The following is an 18,911-nucleotide window of genomic DNA, read 5'->3' as shown; positions in this document are numbered from 1 at the left end:
CATCTGGATTAATGGATGGTTTTCAGGAATTAAGTCCAAACCGTTGTAAGGATGTACGGCTTTATCCTTTCAATTGATACTAGAGCTACGCTGGGTATCCGACGAAACATCCAACATTTTTCCTATTTTTACCGTCGATGGCGCTTCTTACATTTTTACTTTTTACCGGCTTTGTGGCGTTTTATGCCACGTGGAAACTGCGCCGTGATAGCCTAGACACCCAAGACGGTTATTTTTTGGGGGGGCGGTCCCTGACCGGGGTCGTGATTGCGGGATCGCTTCTACTGACCAATATTTCTACGGAACATTTGGTGGGTATGAACGGGTCATCGTATCGCAATGGGGCTATAATCGTCGCTTGGGAGGTCACTTCTGCCCTGGCATTGGTCATCGCTGCCCTCTATTTTGCCCCCCGGTACCTGAAAATGGGCCTGACCACCATCCCCGAATTTTTGGAAAAGCGTTTTGACGGCCTGACCCGTACCCTCATCGCACTGCTCTTGATCCTTTCTTTCGTAGTAACCTTACTGCCTATCGTGCTGTACACGGGAGCCTTGAATATCGAAGCCATTTTTGAGATTTCGGAGCTTTTGAACGTCTCCACGGAGCAGGGAATCTGGATTACCATAGTCGTGGTCGGGACCATTGGGGCGGTGTATGCCATATTCGGCGGGCTGAAAATGGTAGCCTATACCGATACGATCAACGGTTTCGGTCTGCTGGTAGCGGGACTTCTAGTGCCGATTCTCGCCTTATTGTCCATTGGCGATGGCAATCTGTTCGAGGGCATGGGCGCCGTTTTTAAGAATAGTCCCGATAAATTTAACGTAATTAGCAACGAGCCCGGGGCCGGGGAAGGGGCGCGTACCGCCATTCTTCCTTTTGAGGTTCTCTTTACGGGCCTGATGATCAATCAGGTATATTTTTGGACGATGCACCAGTCCATCATCCAACGCGTTCTCGGGGCCGTTAACCTAAAGGAAGCGCAAAAGGGCTTGCTATTTACGGGGCTTTTGAAAATTTTGGTGCCTTTGGTCATCGTACTGCCCGGATTGATCGGTTTTTATTATTTCGGGGAAAGTCTCTACGACAATCCAGATAATGTGTATCCGCTGCTGGTTAAAAAGGTACTGCCCCTGTGGTTGACCGGATTTTTTGTGGCGGTCATGATGGGGGCCATCCTCAGTACGTTCAACTCCGCCCTGAACAGTGCCGCTACTGTGTTCAGTCTGGATATTTTTAAAAGATACATCCGCAAGAATGCCTCGGAACGGAAACTGGTCGCCCTGGGAAGGTGGACCTCGGCGGTATTGGCCGTTTTTGCCATCGGAATCGCTCCCTTTGTGGCGAAGGCGCCCGAAGGACTCTACCAGTTGCTACAACAGCTCAACGGCATCTTCTTTATCCCTATCGCCAGTGTCATTATCGCAGGTTTTTTATTTCCCAGGGTATCTGCAGCGGGCGCTAAGATCGGATTGCTCTTCGGGCTCCTGTTCTACATCATTATGTATTACGTGGTTCAAGTGAAGCTGCACTTTGTGCACATCTGGGGTATCGAGTTCGTACTGAACATCCTTATCATGCACCTGGCCTCACGTTTTTTTGCCAGGGAGGCAAGGTTTGAAATGGAAGACTCGGGGAAACTCGATTTGAAGCCTTGGAAATATGCGAGAGGCTTTAGCGTTTTTCTCGTAGCTGTAACCATTATTTTGTATATTGTTTTGGGAAATGTTTAAAGAAGGCGGATACTATCCAGCTGCAGTTGGCGATGCTGGATTTCAATTTATTCTGGGCTCGAGCATTGCCCTAAACTTTTAATGAATTTACAATGGATGCAAAAACGTTTAGAAATTATGAAGCCGTCGATGTAAAGGCGGCCGTAAAAGAGCATTATCGGAAAATGCGCAAAAATCAGACCTACGATTATGTGCAAGGTATGCACAGGAAATATTTGACTTTCGACAAGCCAATGGACCTGTGGGAAGCAATGGGACACTTGAACAAGCTTATCGACGTCAGCGATCCCGATCTAGATCTGCCCAACGTGCAACACCTGATTCAAAGTGCCGAGGCCATCCGTGCCGACGACCGGCCGGATTGGATGCAGTTAACAGGACTTATCCATGATTTGGGTAAAGTAATGTTCCTTTGGGGCAGTGACGAGGACGGTACCAGCCAAGACGAGCAGTGGGGTATGGTCGGTGATGTTTTTGTAGTCGGCTGCGAGTTGCCGGATACTTGCGTGTATCCCGAATTCAACAAATTGAATCCCGATATGCACGATGAGCGTTACAATACGCCTACGGGAATCTATGAAAAGGGCTGTGGCCTTGATAATCTAGATCTCGCCTGGGGCCACGATGAATATCTGTATCAAGTGCTGAACAACCATGAGCCCAATACACTTCCCGATGAGGCCATGGTCATGATTCGGTACCATTCCTTTTACCCGTGGCACACGGGCGGTAGTTACAAACACTTTTTGACCGAAAAAGATGGCGAGTACCTGAAATTGATCAAGGATTTTAACAAGTACGATCTTTACACCAAAAGCCAAAAAGTCTACGAACTCGATGAGGTTCGCGACTACTATCAACCTATCGCGGAGAAGTATTTGGGCACTGGGCCGATTTATTGGTAAGGATTTGAGGATGTGCCCAGGTTTCTCGGACCTTGCGCTGATAATCGGGACCTTGTAAGGCATGACCGATAATTTACGGGGGAAGCCGGAACCTGCCATAGTCCTATCCCGGTGCATATTGGAGGTAATCTTTAGAATTTGGAATTTACGATTTTCCTTGGGTTCTATTCTTTAGAAATATGAAAAATCGCATCCCCTTGATTGACGATGGGCGCTTCGTTTATACAAATCAGGTAGCCGGCATGCGGCGCCTTGACCTGCCGTTCGAAATATCCGAAGGGGTCGGAAATATTGCCCAGAATTTGCCCTTTTTTCACTTTTTTACCTAAATTGATCAAAGGATGGAACATACCGGAATATTTGGCCCGCATCCATTGGGTCTTATGCAAAATAACCGGTTCCGAATCGTTTGAGGCCAAGTTATCAATTTCTTGATCGTAATTCCGCATTCCCAAATGCTGCATAACCCGCAACGCTCCCACAACCCCCGTATTGGTGACCTCTTTGTCGATATGAAGCGATTTTCCCCCCTCGAATAGTAATATTTTCTTATTGAGCCGATGCATGGTTTCCCGGTATGATTTTTCTTTCCGGGCCGAACGGATGATGAATGGGGGTTGAAAGACTTTCGCCAAGGCGAGGTTATCGGAATCTTCGCCATCGATTCGAATCTGTGAGGCATTAAAGCGGCTATCGCCACCGGTGTGGTAATCGATGCAGTAATCGGTTAAAGGAGCGATCTCCTCGATAATATGATGGGCAAACCTACTGGCCAGAGATCCGCGCGGACTCCCTGGAAATACGCGGTTAAGGTCACGTCCATCGGGAAACTGCCGCTTTTGGTTTAGAAAACCGAAAACGTTGACCACGGGAATACATATGACCATTCCATATTGGGGCCTATTATATTTTTTGGCCACAAGTTGGCGTACGATTTCGATCCCGTTGACTTCGTTCCCGTGAATGCCCCCTGTAATCAGTAGCGTGGGACCGTCTTTTCTACCTCTTTCTATGATAATGGGAACCTCTATTTTGGTACGGGTGTGCAGTTTGGCGATATCGAGGTTTACCAGTGCACCCTTACCTCTAGCGATGTACTGCCCCAGGATTTCTATTTTACCGTTCCCCATTTCTACTGCTCCGCATTGCGTTCTACGTACTTGATAATCATGCTGGCGATATCCTTGCCTGTGGCGGACTCGATCCCTTCCAATCCTGGAGAGGAATTGACCTCGAGAATCAGGGGCCCTCTTTCCGATTGCAACAAATCTACTCCCGCAACGCCCAGTCCCATCACCCGGGCCGCCTTTAGCGCGGCATTTTCTTCTTCATCGGAAAGTTCGATAATATTGGCCGACCCGCCCCGGTGCAGGTTAGATCGGAATTCCCCCTCCTTACCTTGGCGTTTCATGGCCCCCACGACCACACCATCGACCACGAAGGCCCGGATATCGGCTCCTTTGGCTTCCTTGATAAATTCCTGTACGATGACACGGGCCTGTAAGCCGTTGAATGCCTCCAAAATGGATTCGGCCGAGTTGCGCTTGTCTGCCAGAACAACTCCGAGGCCCTGGGTGCCTTCGAGTAACTTTATAACCACAGGTGCACCTCCGGCTTTTTCGATAATACCACCGACATCTTTGGAATAGTTGCTGAACACTGTTTTTGGAAGGCCCAGACCGGCTCGGGACAGAATTTGAAGGCTGCGCAACTTGTCGCGGGAGCGCACCAGGGCCTGGGACTCGACCGCGGTGAATACTTTCATCATTTCGAACTGGCGTACTACCGCCGTTCCGTAAAAGGTGATGGAGGCCCCGATTCGCGGAATGACTCCATGTATTCCAGTAAGCGCCTCCCCTCTATAGGTAATGCCCGGTTTTTTCCTTTCGATGATCAGGTCGCATTTCGAATGGTCGACCACCTGCATGTCGTGTCTTTTCTTCTTGCCTGCCTCGATTAGGCGTTTGGTGGAATATAAATTGGGGTTTTGGGATAATATTGCGATTTTCATGAGTGGGTATGTATATTATGCTAGTTTTTGTGGTACTTTTCTTTAAGGCCTAAAATGTACGATAAAATCTGTCCCGTCGGAAAATAAAAAATAATGATGGATAAACCTCCCCAAACCGAGCTTATAAATTAAAAAACCGTCTTTGGTTCTCACCTCCGACGGTTAAAATAATCGTTATCACTAATTTTGATCAGACCGGCTATGTAAATAGCTGCTCAAGATACCGTGTCCCTTTTTGGATTGTCAATAGTATGACTCTAAAAAATAGTGTTAATGTGCAGGTTCATTAATTTCTGCAGATCTTACCGTATCGACAATCCGACGTGCTATTTTATAAGGGTCTCCGTTGGATGCCGGCCTTCTGTCTTCCAGATAGCCCTTCCAGCCGTGGTCCACGGTGTAGATCGGAATGCGGATCGAGGCCCCCCTGTCCGAGATCCCATATCTAAAATCGTCTATGGCCGCGGTCTCATGGTTACCGGTCAGGCGCTGATCGTTGAATTCCCCGTACACCTCGATATGTTCGTCGGTCACGGGCCGAAAGGCTTCGCAGATCTGCATAAAAGTTTCTTTCGAACCGCAGGTCCGCATCGTATTGTTCGAGAAATTGGCGTGCATACCCGATCCATTCCAATCGCCCTTGATCGGCTTTGGATGATATTCGATATAATACCCGTAGCTTTCGGTCAAACGATCGAGTAAATACCTCCCGATCCAAATTTCGTCCCCCGCTTTTTTTGCGCCTTTAGCAAATAGTTGGAACTCCCATTGACCACTGGCCACTTCTTGGTTGATGCCCTCGAAATTGAGTCCCGCTGCGATGCACAGGTCCGCATGTTCTTCTACAAATGCGCGACCGTGGGAGTTTCTTCCTCCCACCGAACAGTAATACATGCCTTGTGGCCCCGGATATCCGCCGACGGGGAAACCCAGAGGCAATTGGGTCTCATTGCTCATAATAAAGTATTCCTGCTCGAAGCCGAACCAGAAATCGTTCTCCGGATCGTTGATCTTGTGGCGTGAATTCGATACATGCGGCGTACCATCCGCATTTAATACCTCGCACATTAAAAGGTAACCGTTTTCCCTTGCAGGGTCCGGATAAATGGCCACCGGTTTCAAAACACAGTCCGATGATTCACCAATGGCCTGTTTGGTCGAACTTCCATCAAAAGACCAAAGCGGACAATCTTTCAATTTTCCACTGAATCCGTCAATGACTTTCGTTTTACTTCTGAGGTTTGCGGTGGGCTTATAACCGTCCAACCAAATGTATTCCAACTTTGACTTGCTCATAATAGGGTAGTTAAGTTAACTGTATGACTTGAGCAAAAATATATGTTTTGACGGAGTCGGTTGATTCTTTTATTAGTTAAAATTGAACAATGTCATCATTTTTTTGATATCCCCATAATTGGTATCCGTCTTTTGACCACGCTTTATTTTGGTTGGGATATTTTATCAAATCCCTAATTTTTCTTTTGGGTCAGCTCGATGTTTCATGCTCATATCCATTCTCTTACGATTTGACGGACAACTGGGACCGTCCCGTCCATCGATTTCAAAGCCAAAAGTCATCATTGCTGGTGAAAAGCAGGAAGGAGTTCGTTATTTTTGCGGTAAAATGCAATAAATGAATACATCGGCAAGCGAGAGATATCGTCAGCGCGGGGTTTCCGCCTCGAAAGAAGATGTGCACAATGCCATCAAGAACATCGACAAAGGTCTCTTTCCCAAGGCCTTTTGCAAGATTGTACCCGATTATCTGACAGGGGACGACGACCATTGTCTGGTTATGCATGCGGACGGGGCGGGTACGAAATCTTCCTTGGCCTATATGTACTGGAAGGAAACGGGAGACCTTTCCGTGTGGAAGGGTATCGCCCAAGATGCACTGATTATGAACGTTGACGACCTGATATGTATTGGGGCGACGGACAACATCATGCTTTCCTCGACCATTGGCCGAAACAAAAATCTGATTTCCGGAGAGGTAATCTCGGCTATTATCAATGGTACTGAAGACCTGATCGCCGATTTGGCCGAACACGGGATAAACATCCATTCCACGGGTGGCGAAACGGCAGATGTAGGGGATTTGGTGCGCACGATTATCGTAGATTCCACTGTTACGGCGCGCTTAAAAAGAAGCGATGTCATCGATAACGCCAATATCAAGGCGGGCGACCTTATCGTCGGGCTTGCTTCTTTCGGACAGGCCACCTATGAAAAGGAATACAATGGCGGCATGGGCAGCAACGGACTCACCTCGGCGCGGCACGATGTGTTCTCGAAATATTTGGCCGAAAAATACCCTGAAAGCTACGATGCATCCGTACCGGAAGGGCTCGTATATTCCGGAAACGCAAAGCTGGCCGATACGGTCGAGGGTTCTCCCCTCGATGCAGGAAAATTAGTGCTGTCCCCCACCCGTACCTATGCGCCGATCGTGAAAAAGATGTTGAAAAAATATGCATCCAATCAAATACACGGTATGGTACACTGCAGCGGGGGCGCGCAAACCAAGATCCTTCATTTTGTCGATGATCTTCATGTGATTAAGGACAACCTGTTTCCCGTTCCCCCGTTGTTTCGGTTGATCCAGGAACAATCGGGTACGGATTGGAAGGAGATGTACCAAGTCTTTAATTGCGGACACCGATTGGAACTGTACGTCGATCCTTCCATCGCCGAGGACCTAATTTCGATTTCGCAAAATTTCAATGTCGATGCGAGGATTGTGGGACGGCTAGAAGCGCGTCCCACCAAAAAATTGACCATCAAAAGCGAATTTGGCACCTTTACGTACGACTAACGATTCCACTCAAACGTCCGCCCATAACGTCAATCCGTAACACTAACTTTTGGCACCTAACACCGGCCCACTAACGTCTAGAGACTAACGCCGAGTCCATCCCAACGCCTCGTCGATGGCGCTTTCGAAGAGCTCCGATAGCGAAATGCCCGCGGCTTTTGCCTGTTTCGGCAAGATACTTTCTACGGTTAGCCCCGGAGTGGTATTCATTTCGAGCATATAGGGCTCGTCGCCGACGAAGATAAACTCACTGCGCGAATAACCTTTCATTTTTAATACCTCATAGGCGCGTTGAGCTAGCTCAGATACTTTTTTTTGTTGGATTTCCGATATTCTGGCGGGGGTTATTTCCTCTGATTTTCCCTCGTATTTCGCTTCGTAGTCGAAAAAATCGTTCGTCGTGACGATTTCGGTAATGGGAAGCACTTTGGTCTTTCCTTTATAGGTGATTACTCCGACCGATACCTCGGTGCCGTCCAAAAAGGCTTCGATGATAATCTCATCGTCCTCTTGGTAGGCCTTCTCGATGGCGCTGCGCAATTCCGTTTTTTCGTGTACCTTGGAAATCCCGAAGCTACTGCCGGCCTTATTGGCCTTTACAAAACAGGGTAGTCCGACTTTTGCCACGATGGCGTCCTCATCGACGGTATCGCCCCGGTTTAGATAGTACGAGGCGGCAGATTTTATGCCGTAGGGCTTTAATGTACTGAGCGAATCCCTCTTGTTGAAGGTAAGCGCGGCCTGATAATAGTCGCAAGAAGTCTGGGGAATGTCCAGCAGTTCAAAATAGGCCTGCATTAACCCGTCTTCGCCAGGCGTGCCGTGGATGGCGTTGAACACGCAATCAAAGGTCTGTATTCCCTTTTCGGTGGTTACGGAAAAGTCATGTTTGTTTACAGGCAATTTATCTCCTTCCTCACTTACGAAAACCCATCCATCCTTTCCAATATGAATACGAAACAAATTGTATCTGTCCTTATTCAGATGCTCATAGACAACGCCGCCGCTTTTCAGGGAAATCTGAAATTCACTGGAATATCCACCCATAATGATGGCAATATTTTTCTTCATGTTACCGTTTGGTTGATAGCTTACTAAAACGAATCCCAAAGTAAAGAAAAAAAGCAGTCCATTGCCTTTCACTTCGCTATATTTGTCATGTCAAACAGAATTAAATGCGTAATTTTTTCAACTTTTTAAGGAGCAAGGTATTTCTTGTACAGCTCGGCTTGGCACTTTTGGTGCTGATACTGATCGTTTTTATGGCCTTACGTTGGCTAAAAAGCTCGACAAACCACGGTGAATTCGTCGAGGTGCCCGACTTTAGTAAGATGTCCGTTCCGGATATGCGAAAGGCCGTAGAAGAGGCAGATCTACGGTATGAGGTGTTGGATTCTGCCAATTTTAATCCCGATTATCCCCGGTTCTCCATTATCGAACAGGATCCCCCGGCGGGCAATAAAGTCAAGGAAAACCGTAAGATATATTTTTGGGTAAATCCTTCCGGATACAAACAGGTGACCGTTCCCAATATCATACAGGTCACCCAGCGTAACGCTACTTCCATGTTGCGTGCCGTGGGTCTCGATGTACAGCGTGTGACGTATGTCGACGAACTTGGTAAGGACATGGTATATGAGATTAAACACAAGGGTAAGTATATTAAACCGGGCGACAAACTGCCCAAGACTTCGAAGATCGAGCTGGTGTGCGGTAACGGGTCCATTCCCGAACAGGCACGCATACAGGCCGAATCACAATAATTTATGCAATCGGAAGACAGCAACGATAGCGAAGAGGCACTTTTCGAGCACCATCGGTTCGTGGCGGCAAAAGGACAAGAGCCGTTACGTGTCGACAAATTTCTAATGAACTTTATCGAACACGCTACCCGGAATAAAATCCAACAGGCCGCCAAAGACGGTAATGTTTGGGTCAACGGAAATACGGTCAAGCAGAACTATAAAGTGAAGCCCGGCGATGAGGTGAAGGTACTTTTCGAACATCCGCCCCATGAATTTTTATTGGTCCCTGAAGAGATTCCCCTGGACATCGTGTATGAAGACGATGCACTGCTCGTGGTCAACAAACCGGCGGGCATGGTGGTACACCCCGGACACGGCAATTATTCGGGAACCCTGATCAACGGTCTCTTGCACCATGTCGAAGAGCTTTCGTCTAGCTCGGCAAACCTACCCAAAAATAGTAGCGAACGCCCCGGATTGGTCCACCGTATCGATAAGGATACATCGGGACTCTTGGTGGTCGCCAAGACGGAGGCCGCCATGACCCATTTGGCCAAACAGTTTTTCGACAAAACCTCCGAAAGGGAATATGTCGCTTTGGTTTGGGGCGATGTCAAGAGCGATAGCGGCACCGTGGAGGGCAACATTGCCCGCAACCCGAAAAACCGGTTGCAGATGCAGGTGTTCCCGGAAGGCGACGAGGGCAAGGAGGCGGTCACCCACTACAACGTCTTGGAGCGTTTAGGGTACGTGACCTTGGTCTCGTGCCAGTTGGAGACCGGCCGCACCCATCAGATTAGGGTGCATTTGAAATATATAGGGCACACGCTTTTCAACGACGAACGTTACGGCGGCGATAAAATTTTAAAGGGCACTACGTTTACCAAATACAAGCAGTTTGTAGATAATGCCTTCAAAATACTTCCCCGGCAAGCCCTACATGCCAAGACTCTAGGTTTTGTACATCCCGAAACCGGCGAAAAGATGCGCTTTGAGTCCGAGATTCCCCAAGACATGACCGATTGCATCGACAAGTGGCGGCGTTATTCGAAACATCGGTAGGGATTCCATAACCACAAATTCCGAATTCCAAATCCCAGATTTAAAAAATGGTGTTTCGAGTCCCCGCCAGAATGAATCTTTCGGGCTGGCAGTCGAGGGACTAAATCCCAAATCCGTCCCTATTCGCGAATAGAATAAATTTCTCCAATGTTTGGATAGACATCGGCTTGGGAATAAACGCGGTAGTCCGAAAAATTCGGATTATTTTCGTAGCTCATTCTAAAATTGATCGCGACTATGAAAATTGTCATTTCACCGGCCAAGACCTTGGATTATGAATCGGAGTATCCTAAGATAGAACAGACACAGCCCCAATTTTTGGAGGAGGCCTTGAAACTGAACAAAATCCTGGCTAAAAAGAAGCCGAAGGATTTAATGGACCTTATGGCAATTTCAGATAATCTCGCACAGCTCAATTGGCAGCGGAACCAGGATTTTGAAACACCTTTCACGACGGAAAACGCGCGACCCTCCATCTACGCATTTGATGGGGATGTCTATAAAGGATTGGAAGCGTATGCACTTTCTGCAAAGAAAATCGAAAAACTACAGGATATCTTGCGGATCTTATCTGGACAGTACGGCATACTTCGTCCCCTTGATTTGATGCAACCCTACCGTTTGGAAATGGGGACGAAATTAAAAGTGGGACGGAAAAAGAACCTCTATGAGTTTTGGAAGGAAAGGGTTACCCAAAATCTGAATGCGGAACTTGAGGAGGATGAACTTTTTCTCAACCTCGCCAGTAATGAATATTTCAGTGCCGTTGACGAAAAAGCTTTAAAAGTCCCGGTAATCACTCCGATTTTTAAGGACTGGAACAACGATAAATTAAAAATAATCAGTGTCCATGCCAAAAAGGCGCGGGGCACGATGGTGCGCTACATCGTTGATAAGGATGTCAAAAACATAAATGATCTCAAGGGTTTCGATTACGATGATTACATGTTCAGCGAATCGCATACCTCGAAAAAGAACGAACCCGTTTTTGTTCGCTAAGGTTTTTCGGGAGGCTACGGCTTAATTCTTATTGCATTTTTGATTGATCTGCCTTTTCGGATGTTCCGGAAAATGGTTTTGTTTTTTATCCATGCTCTTTCCGTCCTTCTATCATTGGATAGTCGTTCCATTGGCCGGTGCGTTCTAAAATTACTCTCAAAGTTCAAATGAAAATCAACTACATAGCACGGATATTTACCATCGAACCATTGCCCTGAACGGCACGGGTACGGCGGCAACCAATATCACTTTTTCTTCTCCAGGCTGATTTTTTCCTCGACCGTAGGTCTTTTTTTGATTCGACGTGGGCGCCTCGCCCCGTAAGAACGGTTGGCAATTTTCCCCCTCTTGGATTTTTTGTCTCCTTTTCCCATAGTTGTACTTTTAACCTGATTTTATTTTTTTTGGTAAAATTCCGAATAGCTGAAATAATATAGGTAAAATATGTTCAATTTAATGAAGATATCGTATTGTTATACCAATTCAAAAAAGTTAAGTTTGTTTTTGAATGGGTAAATGAACGAAAGAGCAACGGGAAAAATACAATGGCACTTTAAGAAACGCATTAAAATTTAAACGATACAAGGTGAAAATAGAAAAAGTTTTAGTTGCGAACCGGGGCGAGATCGCTATCCGGATTTTCAGGGCCTGTGTAGAGATAGGGGTTCGGACCGTTGGCGTCTATACGTACGAAGACCGGTATTCGTTGCACCGCTACAAGGCCGATGAGTGCTATCAGATCGGGGAAGACAAGGAGCCCTTAAAGCCCTATCTCGACATTGACGCCATTATCAAAGTGGCCAAGGACAATCACGTCGATGCCATTCATCCCGGATACGGATTTTTATCGGAGAATGCGCAGTTCGCCCAAAAATGCGCCGAGAACGATATCATCTTTATCGGCCCCAAGGTATCCGTGCTAAAGGCGCTTGGCGATAAAATTACGGCCAAAGAGGTGGCAGTGGCGAACCAAGTGCCCGTTATCGAAAGTAGCAACGTAGATTTAAAGGATATCGACACCGCACTGACCGAGGCCGGGCGTATCGGGTTTCCGCTGATGCTCAAGGCCGCTTCCGGTGGTGGGGGGAGGGGAATGCGGGTCATCCGTACCGAAGAAGAGCTTAGAAAGGGCTTCCCCGAGGCCCAGCGGGAATCGCTGAACGCTTTTGGGGACGATACCGTCTTTCTAGAAAAATTCGTCGAAAATCCCAAGCATATCGAAATCCAGATCGTGGCCGATACCCACGGCAATATCGTGCACCTCTACGAAAGGGACTGTTCGGTGCAGCGGCGTTATCAAAAGGTAATCGAGTTTGCACCTTCGATCGGACTCCCCCAAAAAACCAAGGACAGCCTCTATAAATATGCCATCGATATCTGCAAAGCGGTCGATTACAACAATATCGGTACGGTGGAATTTTTGGTCGATGACGACGGAAGTATCTATTTTATCGAGGTAAATCCCCGAATCCAGGTCGAGCATACGGTGACGGAAATGATTACTAATATCGACTTGGTCAAGGCACAGCTGTTTATTGCAGGAGGCTACAAACTGTCGGACAGGCAAATAAAGATTCCCGATCAGGCTTCCGTCCAGATTTCGGGAATCGCGCTGCAGTGCCGTATTACTACTGAAGACCCGTCTAACGACTTTAAGCCTGACTACGGGGTGGTGACCACCTATCGCAGTGCCTCGGGTTTCGGAATCCGGTTGGATGCGGGGAGTATATATCAGGGCGTGGTCATTTCTCCCTTTTTCGACTCCATGTTGGTCAAGGTCTCCGCCCGCAGCCGTACGCTGGACGGTTGTTGCCGAAAGATGCGCCGCGCCTTGGCGGAATTCCGAATACGCGGGCTCAACACCAATATGGCGTTTTTGGACAATATTTTGTCGCACCCTACTTTTCGGGATGGCAAGGTCACCGTCAATTTTATCAAGAACGAACCTGGGCTTTTTGAGTTTACCGAACCCCGGAACCGGGCTAATAAACTAATCCAATTCTTGGGGGAGACCATCGTAAACGGAAATCCGGATGTAAACAACTACGACCCGAACCACGTGTTTTCAAAGCCCATGGTGCCTAGCTTTCCAAAAATGGACAGCTATCCCAGGGGAACAAAAGACCGGTTGACGGAGTTGGGTCCCGAAAAATTCGCCCAATGGCTGAAGGCGGAAAAGAAAGTCCACTTTACCGATACCACCATGCGGGATGCACACCAAAGTTTGTTGGCGACCCGGATGCGAACGGCGGATATGCTCAAAGTGGCGGAAGGCTACGCCAAGAACCATCCAGAGATTTTCTCCATGGAAGTCTGGGGCGGGGCCACTTTCGATGTATGTCTGCGCTTCTTGCACGAGAACCCTTGGGAACGTTTAGCTCTTTTGCGGAAGGCGATGCCCAATCTATTACTGCAAATGTTGATAAGGGGATCGAACGGGGTCGGCTACACCGCCTATCCCGATAATCTGATCGAAAGATTCGTGGGGGAGTCCTGGCAGACCGGGGTCGACGTGTTCCGTATCTTCGATTCCCTGAACTGGATGAAATCCATCGCTCCCTGCATCGAGTACGTCCGCAAAAATACGGGTGGATTGGCGGAAGGTTCCCTTTGCTACACCGGCGATATCCTCAACCCCGCCAAAACAAAGTACGACCTTAAGTATTATATGCAACTGGCCAAGGATATCGAAAACGCCGGTGCCCACATTTTGGGGGTCAAGGATATGGCGGGCCTGCTAAAACCCGATGCCGCCTTTGAGCTTATAACGGCCTTGAAATCCGAAATTGATATCCCCATCCATCTTCATACCCACGACACCTCGTCGATACAGGCCGCCACCTACCTAAAAGCTGTGGAAGCCGGGGTCGATGTCGTTGACGTGGCCTTGGGCGGGTTATCGGGACTCACGGCGCAGCCCAATTTTAATTCCATAGTGGAGATGCTGCGTTTCCATGAACGGGAAAACCCCGTGAATGCCGAAAAGCTGGCAGAATATTCCAATTATTGGGAGATTGTGCGCAACTACTATTACACTTTTGAATCCGGTTTGAAATCCGGTACCGGCGAGGTGTACGACCACGAAATACCAGGGGGACAATATTCCAATTTAAAAGGTCAGGCCATCGCATTGGGCCTCGAAGATCGGTTTGCCCAGGTGACAAAAATGTACGCTGAGGTCAACGCCATGTTCGGCGATATCATCAAGGTGACCCCGAGCTCTAAAGTGGTCGGGGATATGGCTCAATACATGGTCAGCAACGATCTTACCGTGAAAGATGTCATGGAAAGGGGAGAAGAAATTTCCTTTCCTGAATCCGTCAAGAGCTTTTTTCGAGGCGATTTGGGCCAGCCGTACGGAGGTTTTCCTAAGAGATTGCAGAAAATCGTCCTAAAAGACGAGAAGCCCTACACCGACCGTCCGAACGCCCATTTAGAGGCCATTGATTTCAATAAGGAATTTAGGTCCTTTAAACGAAAGTTCAAGAAGGGAATGGGCCGCGAGTTGGAGATGACGGATTTTTTATCCTATAAATTATATCCAAAAGTATTTACCGACGCTTATGAAAACCATGTAAAGTTCGGCAACCTGGTCAATATTCCCACCAAGAATTTCTTTTATGGAATGGACATCGGCGAAGAGATTATGGTAGAGCTTGACAAGGGCAAGAACGTATTGATTTCCTTGATGTTGGTCGGTGAACCTGACGAGGCCGGCAACGTGAGTATCTTTTTCAAGATCAATGGGCAATTGCGTAACGTGGTTATCAAGGACCGGTCGGTCAAGGTCGAAAAAACAGAGAACCGAAAGGCCGATACCGACAATCCCATGCAAGTAGGGGCGCCCTTACAAGGCCTGCTTTCCAACGTTTTGGTCAAAAAAGGACAGGAAGTCAAACGCAACCAACCCCTCTTTATCATCGAGGCTATGAAAATGGAAACCACGGTGACCGCCAACGCCGAGGGCACGGTCAAGAGCATTCAACTGGAAGGCGGTTCGCTGGTCAACGCAGATGACTTGGTTTTGACTTTAAAATAAAGTTTCATGTTTCTTCATACGCATCCCTATCCACCTTTCATCTTTCCCGAAGCCACCAAATTGATCGTCGGTACGCTTCCGCCACCCCGGTTCACCACCCGGGAATTAAAAGAGGGCGACGTGGACTTTTGTTATGGGAGCCGCGATGGACAGTTATGGCCTATTTTGGATCAAATTTTTGGGCTGGACCTGACTTATGAAACTACCCGAGAGGCGGTGGAACAGCGCAAGCATTTTTTGTTCAAACGGCGTATCGGCATCTGCGATATGGTGGAAGGGGCGGAGCGGGAGAAAATCGATGCTTCCGATCTGGGGATGCAAAACGTGCAGCTACGGGATTTGGTCCGCATCCTAAATACCTATCCCAATATCGATACGCTTTTGTTTACCGGAGGTAACAGCAAGAACGGCCCCGAATATTTTTTCAGGAGCCATTTGAAAGACTACGGGTTGCGGTTGGAACCGGTTTCCAATGAGATTCCCCGAATACATCAATTCGTACTTCCTTCGGAAACCGATCGGATAATAAAGACCGTATCACTGACAGCGCCTTCCGGAGCTGCGAACAGGGCGGTGGGTAGCTTGTCATCCTATAAAAAAAAGAAGAGGGAGAACCCTGATTTTACAACCATTGATTTTAGGGCACTGCAGTACGCCCCTTTTTTTTGACCCGGCCACCCCATTCTAAACCAGCTTTGCAAAATTGCTGCATCTGATTATAGTGTCGAACGATGCCATAAACTAAAAAGAGCCCTACCGAATAAGGAAAGGCTCTTTTACGAGAACACTATATGAAAATGAAAACTTTTATTTCGTTTTTATTACTCCGTAAAAATACCCCCACATTACCCTGAACGGAAATTTTTGTTGTGAACCCTGTTGTTTTTGTGGTGTAGGCACCCTATTTTGTGGTTTATGTTCAAAACCTGCGCGCACAAGCCCGCTAATCCCGATATTTATCGGTTCAATCGATATTATATAAAAATTTAAACACCATATCCCTATATGCATCAAATAGAAAGACTCGAAACTTTTAAGAAGTCGGTTACCAACAAGTTCAACGTATATAATAGCCTGTTTCTGAACTTGCCCTACCAAAATATCGAAAACGTCGGGATGCTCATCCCCGTGCTGTCCGATAGATGCCAAAAGGGCTTGCGGGCGGGGCAACATCCCCAAGAGATTTTAGATACGTTTTTTAGCAACTATGCGGACATCGAAGATGAACGGGCCCAAATCGACTTTATGTTTCGCATTATTCAATACGTTGAGCGCCAAGTGGTGCTTTATGATAGCGTGGAAGATGCGGCCTTTCCAAAGTTGCACGAACATACCGGTTCACAATCCATCAAGGATTATTTTCAGTTTGTGGACAAGAACAGGAATTGGGACAAGTTGGCCAAGCAGCTGTCCACCTTTAGTGCCCGTATCGTTTTTACCGCGCATCCGACCCAATTCTACACCCCGGCAGTACTGGATATTATCGACGAACTGCGCTGCCTTATCCTGGAAGATCGGATCAACGATATCGATTTGACCCTGCAGCAATTGGGACTGACCTCCTTGATCAATGCAAAAAAACCTACGCCGCTCGATGAGGCGAAAAACATCATTTATATTTTGCGTAACGTCTATTATGATGCGGTCGGGGATCTGTATTCCTATATCAAACACAGCGTTCCCAACGCCGATTTTGAGAATCATGGCATCATGAAACTCGGGTTTTGGCCCGGCGGCGACCGTGATGGTAATCCTTTCGTAACGGCCGATATCACTACAGATGTAGCCGACGAGCTGCGTATTACCTTGATGAAATGCTATTATAACGATCTGAAAGAACTGCACAAAAAATTGACCTTCAAAGATGTTCAGGAGCCGTTGAACAAACTGCGGGACAATCTCTACGTGGCCATGTTCGATGCGGACAAAACCGTGCAATATGAAAATCTCATCGGTCAATTGGAGACCATCCGTGAATTGCTGATCGAAAAGTACCACGCGCTCTATCTAAAGGATCTTGACCACCTTATCGACAAAGTCAAGATCTTCAAGGTGCATTTTGCGACCTTGGATGTTCGGCAAGACCAAAGCAAACATATTTTGGTCGTGGAAAGCCTGTTGCAACATAACGGGATTATCAAAAATAGCTTGGACGAACTCAAACAAGAGGAATTGGTCGATATACTGCTCCATAAAAATATGGAAGCAGACCCAGCCGATTTTTCGGAGGATGTTGTAAAGGATACCCTAATCAATATTGCACAGTTGAAAAAAATACAGGCAAAGAACGGAGAGGAGGGCTGCAACCGTTACATTATCAGTAATTCCGAGGATATTTTTTCGGTTCTTTTTGTTTACGGACTTTTCCGCTGGTGCGGATGGGATACCGATGAAATAACCTTTGACATCGCACCCCTCTTTGAGACCATGGATGGGATGAAAGGTGCCGAGGCGACCATGCAGGCCTTGTTCGATATGCCCGAATACAGGGCCCATCTCGAACGTCGGAACAATGTGCAGACCATCATGCTCGGTTTTTCCGATGGTACCAAGGATGGCGGTTACCTCAAGGCCAACTGGTCCATTCTTAAAACCAAGGAAACCTTGTCGAAAGTCTGCAAAAAGAACGGGGTCAAGGCCGTGTTCTTTGACGGCCGTGGCGGACCACCGGCCCGAGGGGGCGGAAAGACCCACCGTTTTTACGCTGCGCAGACCGAAGATGTGGCCAATCACGAGATTCAGCTCACCATTCAAGGTCAGACGATTACGAGTACCTACGGTACCAAAGAGCAGTTCATCCACAATTCCGAGCAGCTGCTCACCGCAGGGCTGTCGAACAATCTGTTCGGTAAGGAGAACATCATTACGAAGGGCGATCGAAGGTTAATGGAAGAGCTTTCGGAGCTGAGCTTTGCCAAATACGATGCCTTGAAGCAGCACGAGATGTTCATTCCCTATCTCGAAAACAAGAGTACCTTGCAGTACTACACCAAGGCGAATATCGGCAGCAGACCGGGCAAGCGTGGCAACAAGGCCGAACTGAAACTGACCGATCTGCGTGCCATTTCTTTTGTAGGCTCTTGGAGTCAATTGAAACAGAACGTTCCCGGTTATTTCGGTATCGGCACGGCGATAAAGACCTTAAAGGACGAGGGTAGGCTCGAGGAAGTGAAATCCCTGTTCAAGGAAGTGCCCTTCTTTAATGCCTTGATGCTAAATAGTATGATGTCACTCACCAAATGCTATTTTGAGTTGACTAGCTATATGAAAGAAGATCCGGAGTACGGCGATTTTTGGAACATCTTGCACGAGGAGTACGAGCTCTCCAAGGAAATGTTGTTGGAGATTTCCGGTTTCGACATCCTGATGCAGAATGAAGGCGTCTCCCGCGAATCGATAAAGATCCGGGAGAACATCGTCTTGCCGCTCTTGGTAATTCAGCAGTACGCCCTACAAAAAATCGGGCAGGGCGCCGAGTTCAAGGAGTTGTACGAGAAAATAGTTACGCGCTCCCTGTACGGTAATATCAATGCCAGTCGGAACTCAGCTTAATAACATCCCGATCTGGAACAACCAACAAGTCCCGAAGCCGGGTTAAC

14 protein-coding genes are annotated in these 18,911 nt (G+C 47.6%); 9 read left to right on the top strand and 5 right to left on the bottom strand.

Features of this window, described 5'->3' with window-relative positions:
• The first annotated feature begins 137 nt into the window (after positions 1 to 137).
• Positions 138 to 1,736 carry a solute:sodium symporter family transporter gene (locus tag RQM65_RS04165; RefSeq protein ID WP_314012964.1) on the top strand — a complete coding sequence of 533 codons (1,599 nt, stop codon included), beginning with the start codon at positions 138 to 140 and terminating at the stop codon, positions 1,734 to 1,736.
• A 92-nt stretch (positions 1,737 to 1,828) separates the two neighbouring features.
• Positions 1,829 to 2,641, top strand: a complete 813-nt coding sequence (locus RQM65_RS04160; RefSeq protein ID WP_314012963.1) for an inositol oxygenase family protein — start codon at positions 1,829 to 1,831, stop codon at positions 2,639 to 2,641.
• A gap of 164 nt (positions 2,642 to 2,805) precedes the next feature.
• On the opposite strand, the gene RQM65_RS04155 is transcribed toward RQM65_RS04160, so the two are convergent.
• The 3 genes from RQM65_RS04155 to RQM65_RS04145 all read right to left on the bottom strand — a co-directional run bounded on the left by RQM65_RS04155 (position 2,806) and on the right by RQM65_RS04145 (position 5,948).
• Entirely contained in the window at positions 2,806 to 3,771 is a 966-nt protein-coding gene (locus RQM65_RS04155; protein WP_314012961.1) for a succinylglutamate desuccinylase/aspartoacylase family protein, read from the bottom strand.
• A gap of 2 nt (positions 3,772 to 3,773) precedes the next feature.
• Entirely contained in the window at positions 3,774 to 4,652 is an 879-nt protein-coding gene (gene rimK / locus RQM65_RS04150; protein WP_314012959.1) for a 30S ribosomal protein S6--L-glutamate ligase, read from the bottom strand.
• A 270-nt stretch (positions 4,653 to 4,922) separates the two neighbouring features.
• Positions 4,923 to 5,948, bottom strand: a complete 1,026-nt coding sequence (locus RQM65_RS04145) for a glutamine synthetase beta-grasp domain-containing protein (protein ID WP_314012957.1) — start codon at positions 5,946 to 5,948, stop codon at positions 4,923 to 4,925.
• A 337-nt stretch (positions 5,949 to 6,285) separates the two neighbouring features.
• On the opposite strand from RQM65_RS04145, the gene RQM65_RS04140 reads away from it, so the two are divergent.
• Positions 6,286 to 7,467, top strand: coding sequence for an AIR synthase related protein (locus tag RQM65_RS04140; protein ID WP_314012955.1), 1,182 nt, complete (start codon positions 6,286 to 6,288; stop codon positions 7,465 to 7,467).
• Positions 7,468 to 7,551: 84 nt separating this feature from the next.
• Here RQM65_RS04140 and RQM65_RS04135 read toward each other — a convergent pair whose 3' ends face one another.
• The gene (locus RQM65_RS04135) at positions 7,552 to 8,538 is read right to left on the bottom strand and encodes a D-alanine--D-alanine ligase (RefSeq protein WP_314012953.1); all 987 of its coding nucleotides are present in this window, start codon (positions 8,536 to 8,538) and stop codon (positions 7,552 to 7,554) included.
• 104 nt (positions 8,539 to 8,642) lie between these two features.
• Here RQM65_RS04135 and RQM65_RS04130 point away from each other — a divergent pair, with 104 nt between their 5' ends.
• The 3 genes from RQM65_RS04130 to yaaA all read left to right on the top strand — a co-directional run bounded on the left by RQM65_RS04130 (position 8,643) and on the right by yaaA (position 11,273).
• Positions 8,643 to 9,230 (top strand): PASTA domain-containing protein, encoded by a 588-nt coding sequence (locus RQM65_RS04130; RefSeq protein ID WP_314012952.1) that lies wholly within the window; start codon positions 8,643 to 8,645, stop codon positions 9,228 to 9,230.
• A gap of 3 nt (positions 9,231 to 9,233) precedes the next feature.
• A complete protein-coding gene (locus RQM65_RS04125) occupies positions 9,234 to 10,274 on the top strand; it encodes an RluA family pseudouridine synthase (protein ID WP_314012950.1) in 1,041 nt (346 codons plus the stop codon).
• Positions 10,275 to 10,511: 237 nt separating this feature from the next.
• Entirely contained in the window at positions 10,512 to 11,273 is a 762-nt protein-coding gene (yaaA, locus tag RQM65_RS04120; protein WP_314012948.1) for a peroxide stress protein YaaA, read from the top strand.
• Positions 11,274 to 11,518: 245 nt separating this feature from the next.
• Here the strand turns inward: yaaA and RQM65_RS04115 are convergent, their stop codons facing one another.
• Positions 11,519 to 11,647: a 30S ribosomal protein THX gene (locus tag RQM65_RS04115; RefSeq protein WP_314012946.1), complete on the bottom strand. Its 129-nt coding sequence runs from the start codon at positions 11,645 to 11,647 to the stop codon at positions 11,519 to 11,521.
• A gap of 212 nt (positions 11,648 to 11,859) precedes the next feature.
• Between RQM65_RS04115 and RQM65_RS04110 the strand changes: the two genes are divergently transcribed.
• The 3 genes from RQM65_RS04110 to RQM65_RS04100 all read left to right on the top strand — a co-directional run bounded on the left by RQM65_RS04110 (position 11,860) and on the right by RQM65_RS04100 (position 18,864).
• On the top strand, positions 11,860 to 15,312 hold the full coding sequence (locus RQM65_RS04110) for a pyruvate carboxylase (protein WP_314012944.1): 3,453 nt from the start codon (positions 11,860 to 11,862) through the stop codon (positions 15,310 to 15,312).
• 6 nt (positions 15,313 to 15,318) lie between these two features.
• Complete coding sequence (locus RQM65_RS04105) at positions 15,319 to 15,981, top strand: uracil-DNA glycosylase family protein (protein WP_314012942.1); 663 nt, start codon at positions 15,319 to 15,321, stop codon at positions 15,979 to 15,981.
• A 336-nt stretch (positions 15,982 to 16,317) separates the two neighbouring features.
• Positions 16,318 to 18,864, top strand: coding sequence for a phosphoenolpyruvate carboxylase (locus tag RQM65_RS04100; RefSeq protein ID WP_314012940.1), 2,547 nt, complete (start codon positions 16,318 to 16,320; stop codon positions 18,862 to 18,864).
• Positions 18,865 to 18,911: the final 47 nt, after the last annotated feature.

The sequence above is a fragment of the Pricia mediterranea genome, assembly GCF_032248455.1.
In the GTDB taxonomy this organism is placed as follows: domain Bacteria; phylum Bacteroidota; class Bacteroidia; order Flavobacteriales; family Flavobacteriaceae; genus Pricia; species Pricia mediterranea.
This window is presented reverse-complemented; position numbering and strand designations above follow the sequence as displayed.